At 70.3% G+C, this 14,795-nt stretch carries 12 protein-coding genes; 6 read left to right on the top strand and 6 right to left on the bottom strand.

Translation table 11 applies throughout. The features are described from left to right. Positions 1 to 48: 48 nt before the first annotated feature. The gene (gene tyrS, locus ACH4S9_RS07875) at positions 49 to 1,467 is read left to right on the top strand and encodes a tyrosine--tRNA ligase (RefSeq protein ID WP_398370430.1); all 1,419 of its coding nucleotides are present in this window, start codon (positions 49 to 51) and stop codon (positions 1,465 to 1,467) included. A gap of 38 nt (positions 1,468 to 1,505) precedes the next feature. Here tyrS and ACH4S9_RS07870 read toward each other — a convergent pair whose 3' ends face one another. Then, the gene (locus ACH4S9_RS07870; RefSeq protein ID WP_311725033.1) at positions 1,506 to 1,790 is read right to left on the bottom strand and encodes a GlsB/YeaQ/YmgE family stress response membrane protein; all 285 of its coding nucleotides are present in this window, start codon (positions 1,788 to 1,790) and stop codon (positions 1,506 to 1,508) included. Between the two features lie 191 nt (positions 1,791 to 1,981). Here ACH4S9_RS07870 and ACH4S9_RS07865 point away from each other — a divergent pair, with 191 nt between their 5' ends. After that, the gene (locus ACH4S9_RS07865) at positions 1,982 to 2,371 is read left to right on the top strand and encodes a DUF3099 domain-containing protein (RefSeq protein ID WP_311725064.1); all 390 of its coding nucleotides are present in this window, start codon (positions 1,982 to 1,984) and stop codon (positions 2,369 to 2,371) included. A gap of 193 nt (positions 2,372 to 2,564) precedes the next feature. After that, positions 2,565 to 2,804, top strand: a complete 240-nt coding sequence (locus tag ACH4S9_RS07860; protein WP_361183762.1) for a hypothetical protein — start codon at positions 2,565 to 2,567, stop codon at positions 2,802 to 2,804. Here the strand turns inward: ACH4S9_RS07860 and moaA are convergent. The 3 genes from moaA to ACH4S9_RS07845 all read right to left on the bottom strand — a co-directional run bounded on the left by moaA (position 2,787) and on the right by ACH4S9_RS07845 (position 5,888). Then, entirely contained in the window at positions 2,787 to 3,776 is a 990-nt protein-coding gene (gene moaA, locus ACH4S9_RS07855; protein WP_358848494.1) for a GTP 3',8-cyclase MoaA, read from the bottom strand. The genes ACH4S9_RS07860 and moaA overlap by 18 nt on opposite strands. A gap of 160 nt (positions 3,777 to 3,936) precedes the next feature. Beyond that, the gene (locus tag ACH4S9_RS07850) at positions 3,937 to 5,535 is read right to left on the bottom strand and encodes a cation acetate symporter (RefSeq protein WP_311725030.1); all 1,599 of its coding nucleotides are present in this window, start codon (positions 5,533 to 5,535) and stop codon (positions 3,937 to 3,939) included. Beyond that, complete coding sequence (locus ACH4S9_RS07845) at positions 5,532 to 5,888, bottom strand: DUF485 domain-containing protein (RefSeq protein ID WP_311725029.1); 357 nt, start codon at positions 5,886 to 5,888, stop codon at positions 5,532 to 5,534. Before ACH4S9_RS07845 ends, ACH4S9_RS07850 begins: the two co-directional genes overlap by 4 nt. Before the next feature lie 273 nt (positions 5,889 to 6,161). Here ACH4S9_RS07845 and ACH4S9_RS07840 point away from each other — a divergent pair, with 273 nt between their 5' ends. The 3 genes from ACH4S9_RS07840 to ACH4S9_RS07830 all read left to right on the top strand — a co-directional run bounded on the left by ACH4S9_RS07840 (position 6,162) and on the right by ACH4S9_RS07830 (position 9,926). Continuing rightward, complete coding sequence (locus ACH4S9_RS07840; protein WP_398370426.1) at positions 6,162 to 7,718, top strand: S8 family serine peptidase; 1,557 nt, start codon at positions 6,162 to 6,164, stop codon at positions 7,716 to 7,718. Between the two features lie 59 nt (positions 7,719 to 7,777). Then, on the top strand, positions 7,778 to 9,322 hold the full coding sequence (locus ACH4S9_RS07835; RefSeq protein WP_398370424.1) for a S8 family peptidase: 1,545 nt from the start codon (positions 7,778 to 7,780) through the stop codon (positions 9,320 to 9,322). A gap of 67 nt (positions 9,323 to 9,389) precedes the next feature. Next, entirely contained in the window at positions 9,390 to 9,926 is a 537-nt protein-coding gene (locus ACH4S9_RS07830; RefSeq protein ID WP_311725026.1) for a hypothetical protein, read from the top strand. Positions 9,927 to 9,935: 9 nt separating this feature from the next. On the opposite strand, the gene ACH4S9_RS07825 is transcribed toward ACH4S9_RS07830, so the two are convergent. After that, on the bottom strand, positions 9,936 to 13,268 hold the full coding sequence (locus ACH4S9_RS07825; protein WP_398370422.1) for an alginate lyase family protein: 3,333 nt from the start codon (positions 13,266 to 13,268) through the stop codon (positions 9,936 to 9,938). Beyond that, positions 13,265 to 14,794, bottom strand: coding sequence for a glycosyl hydrolase family 28 protein (locus tag ACH4S9_RS07820; RefSeq protein WP_398370420.1), 1,530 nt, complete (start codon positions 14,792 to 14,794; stop codon positions 13,265 to 13,267). The genes ACH4S9_RS07825 and ACH4S9_RS07820 overlap by 4 nt, the downstream gene beginning before the upstream one ends. Between the last annotated feature and the right edge of the window lies 1 nt (position 14,795).

Here is a 14,795-nt window from a genome sequence, read left to right as displayed (position 1 = left end):
CCACGCCCATTCACCATCCATCGATTCCCGACTACTACCAGGAACGCCATGACACGCCTCGGCGAATCCGTCGCCCGCGCCAGCGCACTGCTCACCGCAGACCTCTCCTCCGACACGACCGTGGAGAAGCTGCTCGAGGAGACGGGCTCCCGGCGCTATCTGGACCTGACGGACCTGTCGGCGAAGGAGCAGGCCGAGCTGATCGCGGCGCGTACGGTCGAGATCCTGCCGGGCGTGGACAAGCTGGCCGAGCGGATCGAGGAGCGCCGGACGGCGGGCCGGGGCCTGCGGCTCAAGCTGGGCATCGACCCGACGGCCGCCGATGTGCACCTCGGCCACGCCGTGCCGGTGATCATCCTCAGCCGCTTCCAGCGGATGGGGCACGACGTCACCCTGCTCATCGGTGACTTCACCGCCAAGATCGGCGACCCCACCGGGCGTACGGCCGAGCGGCCGCCGCTCACCGACGAGGACATCGCCCGGAATCTGGCGGGCTACCGGGAGCAGGTCCGGCCCTTCTTCGACTTCGAGAAGGTCAGCTTCCGGCAGAACAGCGAGTGGCTGGCGCCGTACACCTTCCCGGAGCTGCTGGGGCTGCTCGCCCAGGTGCCGGCGTCCCAGCTGCTCCAGCGCGACGACTTCCGCAACCGGCTGGCCGAGGGCTCCGGGCTGACCATGTCGGAGCTGCTCTACCCGATCGCCCAGGGTCTCGACTCGGTCGCGCTGGAGTGCGATGTCGAGCTGGGCGGCGCGGACCAGCTGCTCAATCTCCAGATGGGCCGCAAGCTGATGGAGCTGCGCGGGCAGAAGCCGCAGCTGGTCGTCACCATGCCGCTGATCGAGGGCACGGACGGCACGGGCGCCAAGATGTCCAAGTCCAAGGGCAACTACATCCCGCTGTCGGCGACCGCCGAGGATGTCTTCGGCAAGATCATGTCGATCCCGGACCGGCTGATGGCTCCGTACCTGCGGGCCTGGACGGAGTGGACCGACAGCGAGATCGACCTCGTCAAGGGGCGGCTGGAGGACCGGTCGCTGCACCCGATGGACCTGAAGAAGGTGCTGGGGGGCGAGGTGGTGGCGGCGCTGTACGGCCTCACGGCGGCGATGGCGGCGCGCGCCGGGTTCGTGGCGCAGTTCTCGAAGAAGTCCTTCACGGACGTCGGGACGCTGCCGGAGGTCGACGCGGCGGAGCACGGTGCCGAGTCGGTCGCGACCGTGCTGAGCAAGGTGCTCGGGTTCCAGCCGAGCGCCTCGGCGGCCCGGCGGGTCGCCAAGCAGAACGGGCTGCGCCTGGTCGTCGAGACCGAGGGCGGGCAGGAGTCCGCGGTGCTCACCGAGGCGCAGGCGGTGCGGCCGCTGGCCGAGGTGGCGGCGGAGGTCCTGGCGGGCGCCGGGCTCACGGCCGATTCGGGCAGCGTGTACCTCAAGGCGGGGCGGAAGATCGCCCGGCTGCGGGGGCTGTAGCGCGCCACGGGCCTGAGCTGCGGGTCTGAGGTATGGCCTCAGGCCCGTTCCCGCCGTCTCCGGTCGCCGCGGATCGCGGCGTACATCGGCGTGCCCAGCGCGACGATCAGCACCGCTCCGGCGAGCTGGAGGATGTGCCGTACCCAGTCGACGCCCGAGGTGTGCCGGACCCCCAGCCAGCCGGCCACCGCGTTGCCCAGGATGGCGCCCCCGATGCCGTAGATCGTCGTCAGCCAGAGCGGGATGTGCTGTCTGCCGGGCAGGATGGCCCTGGCGAGTACCCCGAGCACCAGGCCTACGATGATCGCCCACAGCCAGTTCATGGTCGCCTCCTCTTGTCAGCTTGCGGGAGATGAAGCTGCGACGCATTTCGTAGTCCGCCATACGCGGTACGGCGTAGCGATATCACCCCTCACGAGGGTGCCCCGCTCGCGTACCCCCTGGGCGCCGGGCGTAACGTTGGGTACGTCCGGAAGCGGGGAGTTCCGGTGTGGCGATCGGGTGGTGGAACGTGATGCGGAAGCACAGCGAAACCGAGGTCTTCCGGATCACCGGGGCCCGGCAGGGGCTGGCCGAGGATGTGCGGGGCCGGCAGCGGCGCTACATCATCTCGATGTCGGTACGGACTCTGTCCGTCGTGCTGGCCGCGGTGCTGTGGAACGTGGAGCGGCATGTGGCCATCGTGGCCCTGGTGCTCGGTGCGGTGCTGCCGTACATCGCCGTGGTGATAGCGAACGCGGGCCGGGAGAACGCCCCGTCGCTCCCCGGGACCTTCATCCCCGTGCCACAGCGCCCGATGCTCATCTCCGGCCAGGAGAACGGGCGTTCCAAGTCGGGCCAGGCGGAAGCCTCGGCGGAAGACGGTGGAGCGCCCTCCGAAGATGGACGCTCCGAACGCGGCTGACCTGGACTGTTTCCGTAAGCTCAGGATTTCCTCAGATCAATTGCGCGGTTCCGGTGCACTGTGCCCCGCCGCTCGTGACATACTTCGTACGCGCTCCGCATCCCCCGTCGGAGCGATGGACCGACGCCGGGCGGCTCCCCCCGTGGCTGCCCGGCGTCGCCATGTCCAGCGCGGCTTCCGTAGAGTTTGCGGTGTGAACACTCCCGAGTCCGCCTCCGAGCCCGACGTCGTCATCTGCTCCGCGAAGGGTTGCCGCGCCCCCGCCGTGTGGGTGCTGGCCTGGAACAACCCGAAGATCCACACGCCGGAGCGCCGCAAGACCTGGCTGGCCTGCGAGGAGCACCGCGGCTATCTGTCCGACTTCCTCGGGGTGCGCGGCTTCCTCAAGGACGTGGTGCCCCTGGAGGAGTGGGCGTCAGCCGCCGATCGCTGACATCGGGCGGTCGGGCTGGAGGAACGAGGGGTCGTCCAGGCCGGATCCGGCCTTCTTGCCCCACATGGCCAGCCGCCAGAGCCGGGCGATCTCCTCATCCGGCGCGCCGGAGCGCAGCGCGCCGCGCAGGTCGGACTCCTCGCGGGCGAACAGGCAGGTGCGCACCTGTCCGTCGGCGGTGAGCCGGGTGCGGTCGCAGGCTCGGCAGAAGGGGCGGGTGACCGAGGCGATGACCCCGACGCGGGCCGGGCCGCCGTCGACCAGCCAGCGCTCGGCGGGGGCGGAGCCGCGCTCCCCGTCGCCTTCGGAGGTGAGTTCGAAGCGCGTGCGCAGACTCGCCAGGATGTCCCCGGCGGTGATCATGCCGTCGCGCTTCCAGCCGTGCTGGGCGTCCAGCGGCATCTGCTCGATGAAGCGCAGCTCGTAGCCGTGTCCGATGGCCCAGGCGAGCAGGTCGGGGGCCTCGTCGTCATTGAGCCCGGGCATCAGCACGGCGTTGACCTTGACCGGGGTGAGCCCGGCGGCGTGGGCGGCCTCCAGGCCGCGCAGGACGTCGGCGTGGCGCTTGCGCCGGGTCATGGTCTGGAAGACCTCGGGGCGCAGGGTGTCCAGCGAGACATTGACCCGGTCCAGGCCGGCGCCGCGCAGGGCGGCCGCGGTGCGCTCCAGGCCGATGCCGTTGGTGGTGAGCGACATCCGGGGGCGCGGGTCGAGGGCGGCGCAGCGCTCGACGATGGAGACCAGCCCGGGGCGCAGCAGCGGCTCGCCGCCGGTGAAGCGGACCTCGGTGACCCCGAGGTCCGCGACGGCTATCCGGATCAGCCGGACGATCTCGTCGTCGGTGAGCAGGTCCGGCTTGGCGAGCCACTGAAGGCCCTCTTCCGGCATGCAATAGGTGCAGCGCAGATTGCACCGGTCGGTGAGCGATACGCGCAGGTCCGTGGCGATACGACCGTACGTGTCGATCAGCATGGCGGCCCCTCCGCGGACTGGACTGGTGCCCGATGTCGCGCCTTCTCTACGCTTCGGTCAGTTATCCCGCAGCGTACGCGACGCCTGTGACATTCAGGGTTTCGTGAATCTCACCGCGCCATCGGGCCGGTCCGCGGCGGGGCCGCAGCCGGGTGGGGTGTCAGTGCGCGCCGTGGCCGGTGAGCGAGCGCACCTCCAGCTCGGCGTACTTGGCCTTGTCCGGCTCCTCCTTGGACAGCAGGGACCCCACCCAGCCGAGCAGGAAGCCCAGCGGGATGGAGATCAGTCCCGGGTTCTCCAGCGGGAACCAGTAGAAGTCGGCGTGCTTGAACATGGAGGTCTCCTTGCCGGAGACGACCGGCGAGAAGAGCACCAGGACGACCGAGGAGACCAGCCCGCCGTAGATGGACCACAGCGCGCCCTGGGTGGTGAACCGCTTCCAGAACAGGCTGTAGAGGATCGTCGGCAGGTTGGCGGACGCGGCGACCGCGAAGGCCAGTGCGACGAGTCCGGCGACGTTGAGGTCGCGGGCGAAGACCCCGAGCACGACGGCGACGATGCCGATGCCGACGGTCGCCCAGCGCGCGGCCCTGACCTCCTCCGCTTGCGTGGCCTGGCCCTTGCGGATGACGTTGGCGTACAGGTCGTGCGCGAAGGAGGACGAGGAGGCGAGGGTGAGCCCGGCGACGACGGCGAGGATCGTCGCGAACGCCACCGCGGAGATCACGGCGAGCAGCACCGGGCCGCCGAGTTCCTCGGCGAGCAGCGGCGCGGCGGTGTTCCCGGCCTTGTTCGATGTCGTGATGTCGTTCCGGTCCAGCAGCGCGGCGGCGCCGAAACCCAGCGCGATGGTCATCAGATAGAACGCGCCGATGATGCCGATCGCCCAGTTCACCGACGTACGGGCGGCCTTGGCCGTGGGGACGGTGTAGAAGCGGATGAGGATGTGCGGCAGGCCCGCGGTGCCCAGCACCAGGGCGATGCCGAGCGAGATGAAGTCGAGCTTGGTGGTGGGGGTGAGCCCGTACTTGAGGCCGGGCTCCAGGAACGCGTGACCGATGCCGCTGTTCTTCGCCGCCTCGCCCAGCAGGTCGGACACGTTGAAGTCGAACTTGAGCAGCACCAGGAAGGTCATCAGCAGGGCGCCCGCGATCAGCATGACGGCCTTGACCATCTGCACCCAGGTGGTGCCCTTCATACCGCCGATGGTCACATAGAGGATCATCACCACGCCGACCAGGACGACGATGAGGACCTTCCCCGCCTCGTTGGTGATGCCCAGCAGCAGGGAGACCAGCACGCCCGCGCCCGCCATCTGGGCCAGCAGATAGAAGATCGACACGACGATGGTGGAGACGCCCGCGGCGGTGCGGACCGGGCGCTGGCGCATCCGGTAGGCGAGCACATCGCCCATCGTGTAGCGGCCGGTGTTGCGCAGCGGCTCGGCGACCAGCAGGAGGGCGACCAGCCAGGCGACGAGGAAGCCGATCGAGTACAGGAATCCGTCGTAGCCGGCCAGCGCGATGGCACCGGCGATGCCGAGGAAGGATGCGGCGGACATGTAGTCGCCGGAGATGGCCAGGCCGTTCTGGAAGCCGCTGAAGGAGCGGCCGCCGGCGTAGAAGTCGTTGGCGTCCTTGGTCTGGCGGCCGGCCCACACGGTGATGCCGAGGGTCGCGAGGACGAAGACCGAGAACAGTGTGATGATCAGCGGCCGGTTGTCGGACGCGCTGTCGACCGCGAGCTGATGGATACTCATGCGCCACCGTCCAGAGTTGACTTGATCGCCGCCGACTGCGGGTCGAGCTTGGCGGCGGCGTGCCGGGAGTACCACCAGGCGATGAGGAAGGTGGTCAGGAACTGAGCGAGGCCGAACACCAGAGCGACGTTGACGTTGCCGGCCACCTTGGTGTCCATGAAGCCGTCCGCGTAGTTGGACAGCAGCACGTACAGCAGGTACCAGCTGACGAACGCGATGGTGAGCGGAAAGGCGAACGAGCGGTGGGTGCGGCGCAGTTCGCCGAACTCCGCACTCGCTTGCACCTCGACGTACGGGGAATCTTCTTGCTGTCGCTGATCGTCAGGGCGATCGCTGGCCGGCGCGGTGTCCACGGTCTCTCCCGGTGACTGGCGTTCTGACGGGACGTAAGTACGGTGGTTCTCGTGATCCAGATCACGCATGGTAGGGGGAGGCCGGGCCGTTCGACAGAGGCTGGTAGTTGAAAGGGAGGAATAAGCCGATGGAGTGTTTGACTCCGGGTACTGTGGCGCGATTTCCTCCGGAATGCCTTGATGAGGCCCTTGATCAACGATAGTTTCGCTCGTCATGTACCCGCCTACGCGCGACTCGCGCCGGGCGGTCTGTACGGATGATGTGGAGACCCCATGGCTCATCGCAGACCGGCACATCCGGGCATCAGACGACGGCGCGCCCTGGCGGCGGTGCCGGCCGGGCTGGCGCTCACCGCGTCCCTCGTCCTGCTCCCCCAGGCGGCCTCGGCCATCCCCCGGGGCGCGCCCACCTCTTCGGCCACGGCCGACGGCCCGTCGCTGTCGTACGTGGTCAACACCGCCACCGACCAGGGCACCGTCGGCAAGGTGGAGAAGGCGATCACCGCCGCTCACGGCTCGGTGGTGGCCACCTATGACCGAATAGGAGTCATCGTCGCCCGTTCGGCTGACCCCGATTTCGCCAAGACGATCCGTCAGGTGCGCGGCGTCCAGTCCGCGGGTGCGTCCCGCACCGCGCCGCTGACCGCCGCCGCCACCACCGAGGTCGGCCAACCCGAGAAGGTGGCGGCGCCCCGTACCTCGGAGACCGCCGCGGCGAAGGCGCGGGCCGCCGGGCAGGAGCCGCTGGAGTCCCTCCAGTGGGACATCCCCGCCATCAAGGCCGACCAGGCCGCCAAGGTCAACCCGGGCAGCCGCAAGGTCACCGTCGCGGTCATCGACACCGGCGTGGACGACACCCACCCCGACCTGGCCCCCAACTTCTCGCGCGCCCAGTCGGCCAGCTGCGTCGGCGGCGTGGCCGACACCAGCCCCGGTGCCTGGCGCCCGTGGGACCCGGCCGAGGACTACCACGGCACGCATGTGGCCGGGGAGATCGCCGCCGCGCGCAACGGCGTGGGCGTGGCCGGGGTCGCGCCCGGGGTGAAGGTCTCCGCCATCAAGGTCAGCGAGCCGACGACGAGCCTGTTCTACGCGGAGAGCGTGGTGTGCGCCTTCGTCTTCGCCGCCGACCACGGCGTCGAGGTGACGAACAACAGCTACTACGTGGACCCGTGGAAGTACAACTGCGTGGCCGACCCGGACCAGAAGGCGATCGTCGACGCCGTCGGCAGGGCCACGGCGTACGCGCAGCGCAAGGGCGTGGTCAACGTCGCCTCGGCGGGCAACTCCAGCCAGGACCTCGCGGCCGGCTCGCTCACGGACACCAGCAGCCCCAACGACACCACCCCCGTCGAGCGCACCGTCGACCCGTCGGCCTGCCCGGACGTGCCCACCCAGCTGCCCGGCGTGGTCACGGTCGCCGCGACCGGCGTGACCTCCCTGAAGTCGTACTACTCCAACTACGGCCTGGGGCAGATCGATGTGGCGGGCCCCGGCGGCGACAAGTACCAGGTGCCCGAGCTGCCCGCCAAGGACGGCCGCATCCTGTCCACCATGCCCGGCGGCGACTACGCCTATCTCCAGGGCACCTCGATGGCCTCGCCGCATGTGGCGGGGGTCGCGGCGCTCCTGAAGAGCACGCACCCCAAGGCGAGCCCGCAGGAGATCCAGTGGCTGCTGAAGGCCCAGGCGGACAACCCGGGCTGCCCCACCGGCCCGTACGACCCGGACGGCGACGGTGACATAGACGCCGCCTGCGCCGGCACCAAGCACATCAACAGCTTCTACGGCTACGGCATCGTCGACGCGCTGGACGCGGTCACCAAGTGAGCGGCCGCAGCGTCACGCCCCACGCCCCAGCCCGCCCAACCATCAGAACCGGAGTACCCATGACGTCACGCTCCTCCGCCCTGCCGCCGCGCACCGCCGCCATACCGGCCGCCCTGGCGCTGACGGCCGCCCTGGCCTTCCTGCCCACGACCGCCACCGCCGCCGGCGGCTCCGGCGACGGCCCGGCCACGGCCTCGGGCGCCACGGCCGACGGCCCGTCGCTGAGCTATGTCGTCAACACCCGGCCCGGCCACGGGAACGCGGCCCGGGTGAAGAAGGCCATCGCCGAGGCCGGCGGCAGCGTGGTCATCTCGTACGACCGGATCGGCGTCATCGTCGTCCACTCCGCCAACCCCGACTTCGCCAAGACCATCCGCACCGTGCGCGGCGTGGCCTCCGCGGGCTCCACCCGCACCGCCCCGCTGTCGGCCCAGTCCACCACCGACATGGGCGCGCCGCAGATGCTGACCGAGAAGCAGCAGAAGGCCGTCGCCGCGCGGGCCGCCGCCGGGCAGGACCCGCTGGAGCCGCTCCAGTGGGACCTGCCCGCCATAAAGGCGGACAAGGCCCACGAGAAGAGCCTGGGCAGCCGGGACGTCACCGTGGGCGTGATCGACACCGGCGTGGACGACACCCACCCCGACCTCGCCCCCAACTTCGACCGCAAGGCGTCGGTCAACTGCGTCGGCGGCAAGCCGAACACCGCCGACGGCGCCTGGCGGCCCTCGGCCTCCGAGAGCCCGCACGGCACCCATGTCGCCGGGGAGATCGCCGCCGCGAAGAACGGCATCGGCGTCACCGGGGTGGCCCCGGGCGTCAAGGTCTCCGGCATCAAGGTGTCCACGACCGACGGCTTCTTCTACACCGAGGCCGTGGTGTGCGGCTTCGTCTGGGCCGCCGAGCACGGCGTGGACGTCACCAACAACAGCTATTACACCGACCCCTGGTACTTCAACTGCACCACCGACCCGGACCAGAAGGCCCTCGTCGACGCCGTCACCCGCGCCACGCGCTACGCGGAGCGCAAGGGCGTGGTCAATGTGGCCGCGGCGGGCAACGAGAGCTACGACCTGGCCGCCGACTCCATCACCGACCCCTCCAGCCCCAACGACACCACCCCGGGCGACCGCGAGATCGACCCGCGCACCTGCCTGGACATCCCCACCCAGCTGCCGGGCGTGGTCACCGTGGCCTCGACCGGGGCCAAGGGGCTCAAGTCCTCCTTCTCCAACTACGGTCTCGGTGTGATCGACATCGCCGCCCCCGGCGGCGACAGCACCGTGTACCAGAAGCCGGCGCCCCCGGCGGAGAGCGGGCTCATCTACAACACCCTCCCGGGCGGCAAGTACGGCTACATGGCGGGCACCTCCATGGCCTCCCCGCATGTGGCCGGTGTGGCGGCGCTCATCAAGAGCACCCACCCGCACGCCTCCGCCGGGCAGGTCAAGGCGCTGCTCAAGGCCCAGGCCGACGACACCGCCTGCCCCGACCCGTACGACATCAACGGTGACGGCAAGGTCGACGCGGTGTGCGAGGGCAGCCCCGCGTACAACGGCTTCTACGGGGCCGGCATCGCGGACGCCCTGGACGCGGTCGCCAAGTAGGAGACTGACACAATGCACGGGCCGTCGGGCGGGTTCCGCCCGGCGGCCCGTACGTATGCCCGATGCCGTGAGAGGACCGTCCGTGGAGCGCGACGACGCCTGGGGGCCGCTCCCCGCCCGTCCCCTGGCCCTGCTGGTGCCCGTGTTCCTGCTCACCGTGCTGGTCCTGCCGGTGTGGTGGGTGCTGCTGGTGGCCGGCTTCCTGGTCCTCCTCGCGGTCGCGGTCGTCGGGGAGGTGCTCGCGCTGATACCCGGGTTCGAGAAGGGCTTCTTCTCACTGATCGACTGGGCCGGGGACCGCGTGGCGGTGTGGCCGCGCTGGTGTGTGACGCTCCCCGAGCTGCTGCACGAGGGCGACGCGGATTTCTACCGGGCGCGCGTCGACAAGAAGCTCGCCGAGTGGACCCGCAAGGAAGCGGACGCCCGTGCCGCCAAGAAGCCCCCGCCGCCCGGCCCGTACGACGTCGAGCTGCGCTGCTTCCGCGGCGTCGGCGCCGAGTACGTCGTCCGGGCGGCCCGCGAGCTGGGCTGGGAGCTGAGCCACGACCGGCACTCGGACCCGGCGAGCGTGGTCAGGCTGCGCCGGCTGCCGGTCGCGGAGTGAGGGGCACCTTCAGCCCGGTGCGCTGACGCTCACCTCCTCGAACCGCGTGGCGCTGTGGGCCAGCGGGCTGCGGGAGCAGACCACGAGACCCACGTAGTAGGGGGCGTCACCGAAGCCGGAGATCTCCCCGGAGGCGAGGGAGGTCCACGTGGCGCCGTCATCGGCCGAGACAGCCGCGGCGAAGGCGGTCCCGGTGCGCGTCAGCCGCAGCAGCAGAGGGAGTCGGACGGTGGTGGTGCCGGAGAACGCGGAGGCGCCCGCCACGGTGGTGCGCAGCATGAGCTGCGCGCTGGTCCCGGCCGTGACGATCGCTCCGGCCGCCTGGTCGAAGGGGGACAGGGACTTGGCCATCAGCAGGCCGACGCGGTCGGCGGTGGCACCGGTACCAGAGATGAGACGGGCGGTGACCTGACAGTCCCCGATGACGGGCTGCCGCACGAACTGCCCGGTCATCCCCTGGTTGTTGACGGTCAGGTCCACACCGGCGCCGCGGACGGTGAAGGTCCCTTCGTGGTACGACGTGCTGCCCGGGGTACGGATCGCCACCACGCCGAAGGTCCCGAAGGCACGGTCGTCGAGGACGACATCGCCGAGATCGCCGTGGGACCACGGGTCGGGTGGGGGCGTGCCGACCGTAAGGGTCAGGGTGCCGGATGCCGTCCCGGAGGCGTTGCCCGCGGTGGTCGTGACCGAGAACTCTCCGGTCTCGGTGGGGATTCCGGAGACGAGTCCGGTGCGCTTGTCGATGCGCAGGCCTTCGGGCAGACCGACCGCGGTGAACCGTATGGGCTCGTGCGAGGCCCGCAGCAGATGGCGAAAGTCGGCGCCCTTGTTGGCGAAAGCGGTGGTTGGGGAGGTGAGTCGGGGAATGGACGGCCTCGGCATCTCGGCGCTCGCCGAGGTCGAACGCGGTCCGCGCCCGCTCGTGCTGGTCTTCGCGACGGCGTAGTGGTACGTCTTCCCGGGCGTCCCGGTCGCGTCCGCGTACCGGACCCGGGTGCCGAAGCCGACCGCTTGGACGCCGGTGGCGAGCGTCCCGTAGGGGCCGCCCGCGCGCGCCGCTCTCAGCACGGTGTAGCGGGCGGCGGGGTCGGAATCCGTCCAGGCGAGCTCGACGGCGTCGGCGCCGGCCCGGGCCCGCAGGTCGGTGGCGGTGCGCGCGGGGCGCGGCACCGACCAGCCCTCGCCGGAGGCGGAGGTCACGGTGACGTTGTCGAAGGCGCCGGTGCCGGTCTCGGCGTAGTCCTCGTCGACGCCCAGGCAGGAGGTGAGCGCGAGCCCCGCGTACGCGGTACCCCCCAGGTCGACCTCGGTGGAGCCGACTTCCGTCCACCGGATGCCATCCGGGGAGATGGCTCCGGTGCAGCGGCTGCCCTTCCGGGTCACCCGCACCCAGTACGGCGCCCGCAGCCGGTAGCCGTCGCCCGCGCCCTCGACGTACGGGGCCTCCAGCGGTGTGGCCGACTCGGGCAGCTCACCGAGGTCGGAGATCGGGAAGGAGGCCTTGGTGGTGATCGACTCCTGCTGGGACGGCGGCACGGGGGTGCTGCCGGTGGCCGAGACGGACGCCCCGGCCTTCGGGCGCACGGTCCACACGCCGCTCCAGGTGTGCAGCGGCAGCCCCTGGATCAGCATCGAGGCGTGCGGGGCGGCCGCGTCGAGGGAGCCGCGCACGGTGACGCCGATCTTGGAGTACTGCGAGCTGAGCGGCCACACGATCCGCGCGGTGACCGTGCCGTCGCCGGACAGCGGGAGGTGCGCCAGGCGGTAGGTGTCCGCGGTGCCGCTCGCCTCCAGGACGAAGCGCTCGCCGTCGAAGGCGGCGGAGCCGGGGATCGCGACGTCCCCCACGTCCCGGGTGGACCAGGGGCCCGGGAGCCCGGCGGTGGCCGACGCCCGGCCCGAGTGGCCGCTCGTGCCCAGCGCGTTGGTGGCGCTGACTGTGTAGTAGTACATCCGTCCGGCATGTACGTCGCTGTCGGTGTACGTCGGCTTGTCGATGCCGGAGGCGATCCGCTCGTACGAGCCCTCGGGGCTGGTGGCGCGCAGGACCGCGTACGAGTCCGCCCAGGCGGAGGGCAGCCAGGTCACGGTGACGGCCTGGTCCTTCCCCACCGCTGTGACGCCGGCCGGCGGTGTGGGCGCGGCCGGCGAGGGGGCCTTGGCCCCCGCGTAGGCGAGGGTGCCCCAGCTCGGCAGGTCGTCGTTGCCGCCCTCGACGACGCGGGCGCCGTCCGTGCCCCGGAAGACCGCGCTCTTCGTGTACGGGGTGTCCAGGCCCCGCACACCGGCGTAGTGGGCGTAGTACATCTCGTAGATCGGCGGCAGCGTGCCGCGGACCTTGTTCGAGACGGTCGTCTTGATGTATTTGCCGGTGCGGTCGAGGTCGGGTGTGAAGGGGACATCGCCGCCCAGGTTGTAGCGGGCTGCGTACTCGGCGTTGGCCAGGATGCGATGGTCGTCGAAGCCCCACAGGTCGACGCCCTGGTTCCAGGCGACCTGCGCGGCGTCACCCATCAGGCCGACGGCGAGCTGTTCATGGGCCTGGTCGCGGCCGCTCTCCTGGCCCTGGCCCTCGTCGGTGACGACGCGGTTCCGGACGCTGCCGTTGCCCGCGCCGGCCGCGGCGAAGCGCAGGGCGTCCTCGAAGAGCGCGGGCTCCTCACAGAAGACGCCGATGGCGAGGATGGTCTGGAGGGAGGTGAGGTCCCAGTTGCCGTTGGCGTACAGCATGTACGGCGACACGGCCGGATACCACACGCGCAGGAAGGACTCCTCACAGCGCGTGATGTCGGCCATGTCCCAGCCGTCGTAGCCGGTGTGCCGCAGCAGCTCTGCCGCGTTGACGAACTTGAAGGCCTGGAGCCCGGCGCCGAGCGGGCCGTCCGCTCCGGTGACGGCGGTGAGCGAGGCCGACCAGGCGCCCAGAATGTCGCGGGCCTTGTCGGCATGGGCGCGCTCGCCGGTCACGCACCACATGAGGGCGTTCTGGTAGGCGGCGGCCGAGTCGGCCACGGCCTGGTTCATGAAGTTGGAGGGGCCACGGCCCCAGGAGGTGATCTGGCCGGTGTTCTGCACGGTGTACGACGCCTGGGAGCGGGCGTTGGCGGCGAGCGCCAGGTATCCGTCGTAGACGGGGGATTCCTTGGCGGCGACCGCCGACTTCATCCGGGCGAGGTCCGCGGCACTGTGCAGCAGCCCGGGGTGGGCGAAGGCCCGGAGGCCGGTGTTGTCCTGGGCCTGCGCCGGGCCGGGCGCGAGCAGTCCGCTCGCGCCCGAGGCCAGCAGCAGGGCCGCGGTGCCGCCGAGGAAGCCGCGGCGGCTCGGTGCGGGGGTCGTCATGACGCTGCGGCCGCCTCTGCCTCGGCGGTGGTGATGAACCTGAGGTTCGTGACGTGCTCGTTGACGTGCATCGGCACGAAGTCGGTGGTGAGGTACCAGCCGGGCTTCTTCATCGAGTCGGCGATGACCGCGCCGCCCAGGACGAGGTTCTCGAAGGTGACGTCCTTGATCGGGTGGTCGGCGTCGTAGCCGAGCACCATGCAGGTCGCGAGCGGTTTGCCGGTGTAGGAGAGGTCCTTGACGTAGACGTTCTCGATGCCGCGGCCGACCGAGGTGTTGTACTTCGTGTTGTACATGACGCGCATGTGGATGAGCTGGCCCCAGCGGAAGTCCTCGACGCGCATGCCGTCGACGCGCACGTTCCTGATCAGGTTGGAGTCGCCCGCGTTGAGCGCGAGGCAGCCCTGGTAGCCCATCTGGGGTTCGCGGTGGTCGCAGATGTCGAGGTTCTTGAAGGTGAGGTTCTCCAGGACCTCGGGGTCATCGGTGTTGCCGTGCGTGCCCACGTTGATGGGGTGGGCGACGTCCGCCCAGAGGGTGGAGTTCTTGACGGTGATGTTCTTGGTGTCGCCGTAGTAGTCCCAGCGGTGGGTGTAGATCGCGATGCAGTCGTCGGAGTTGCGCATGAAGACGCCGTCGATGGTGACATGGGTGCTGGAGAAGATGTCGATGCCGTCGCCCCAGCCCTTGGAGCTGAAGGAGCACATGCCCTCGACGGAGACGTCGGTGGACTCCGCGATCTTGAGGGCGTAGCCGTTGGGGTTGAGCATGGTGACGGCGCCGATGTCGATGTTCTTCGAGCTCTCGACGAGGGTGCCGCCGTCCTTCGTCCCCGCGAGCATGCCCCGGCCGATGAGCTGGGAGTTCCGCACGTCCCGGAAAACGACCGTGGCCTTGAGGACAGCGCCACCGTGGACGTACACGGTCTTGCCGGAGGGGACGTTCAGGAAGCCGTCGGCGGTGTTGTGGATGCCGGGGCCGAAGTAGATGACGTCGGGGTCGTCGGCCTTGGGCCGCTTCTTCTCGATCTCACGGGCGAACAGGTGCAGGGAGTCGAAGATGTCGTCGTTGATCTGGACGACGATGTTGCGCGGTCTGTCCAGGGTGAACCGGAGCGTGTCGGCGAGTACGTCGGGCTTGATGCCGTAGGAATCGGGCCGCACCCGGACCTTTTGCACACCGCCCTTGATGTACGTCACCTCGACCTCGACCTGCCCCGAGAAGTCGAAGTGGGCGAGGCTCGAGTTGTACTGCTTCTTGCTGCCCGTGGCGGGATTGATCTCGGCGAGGGTGGGCCGGTAGACGCCGAGGGTCTGCCAACTGCCGCCGGGAACACGGACCTTTACGGTGAAGCTGCCGGTGTTGACCGGGGCTCCCGCCGGAACGGTGTACGTCACCAACTGGGGCACGCCGGGCGAGGGATCCTCCGCCCGGGCCGCCGTGGCCGTCAGGTTGGTGAGACCGGCGGCGAGCACGGTGGCGCCGGCCGCCTGGAGGGCGGTGCGGCGTGACGGGGACGGGGACATG

Source organism: Streptomyces sp. NPDC021225, assembly GCF_044332865.1.
In the GTDB taxonomy this organism is placed as follows: Bacteria; Actinomycetota; Actinomycetes; order Streptomycetales; family Streptomycetaceae; genus Streptomyces.
Note: the sequence above shows the minus strand (reverse complement) of the source record. Positions and strands in the feature narration are given on the sequence as shown.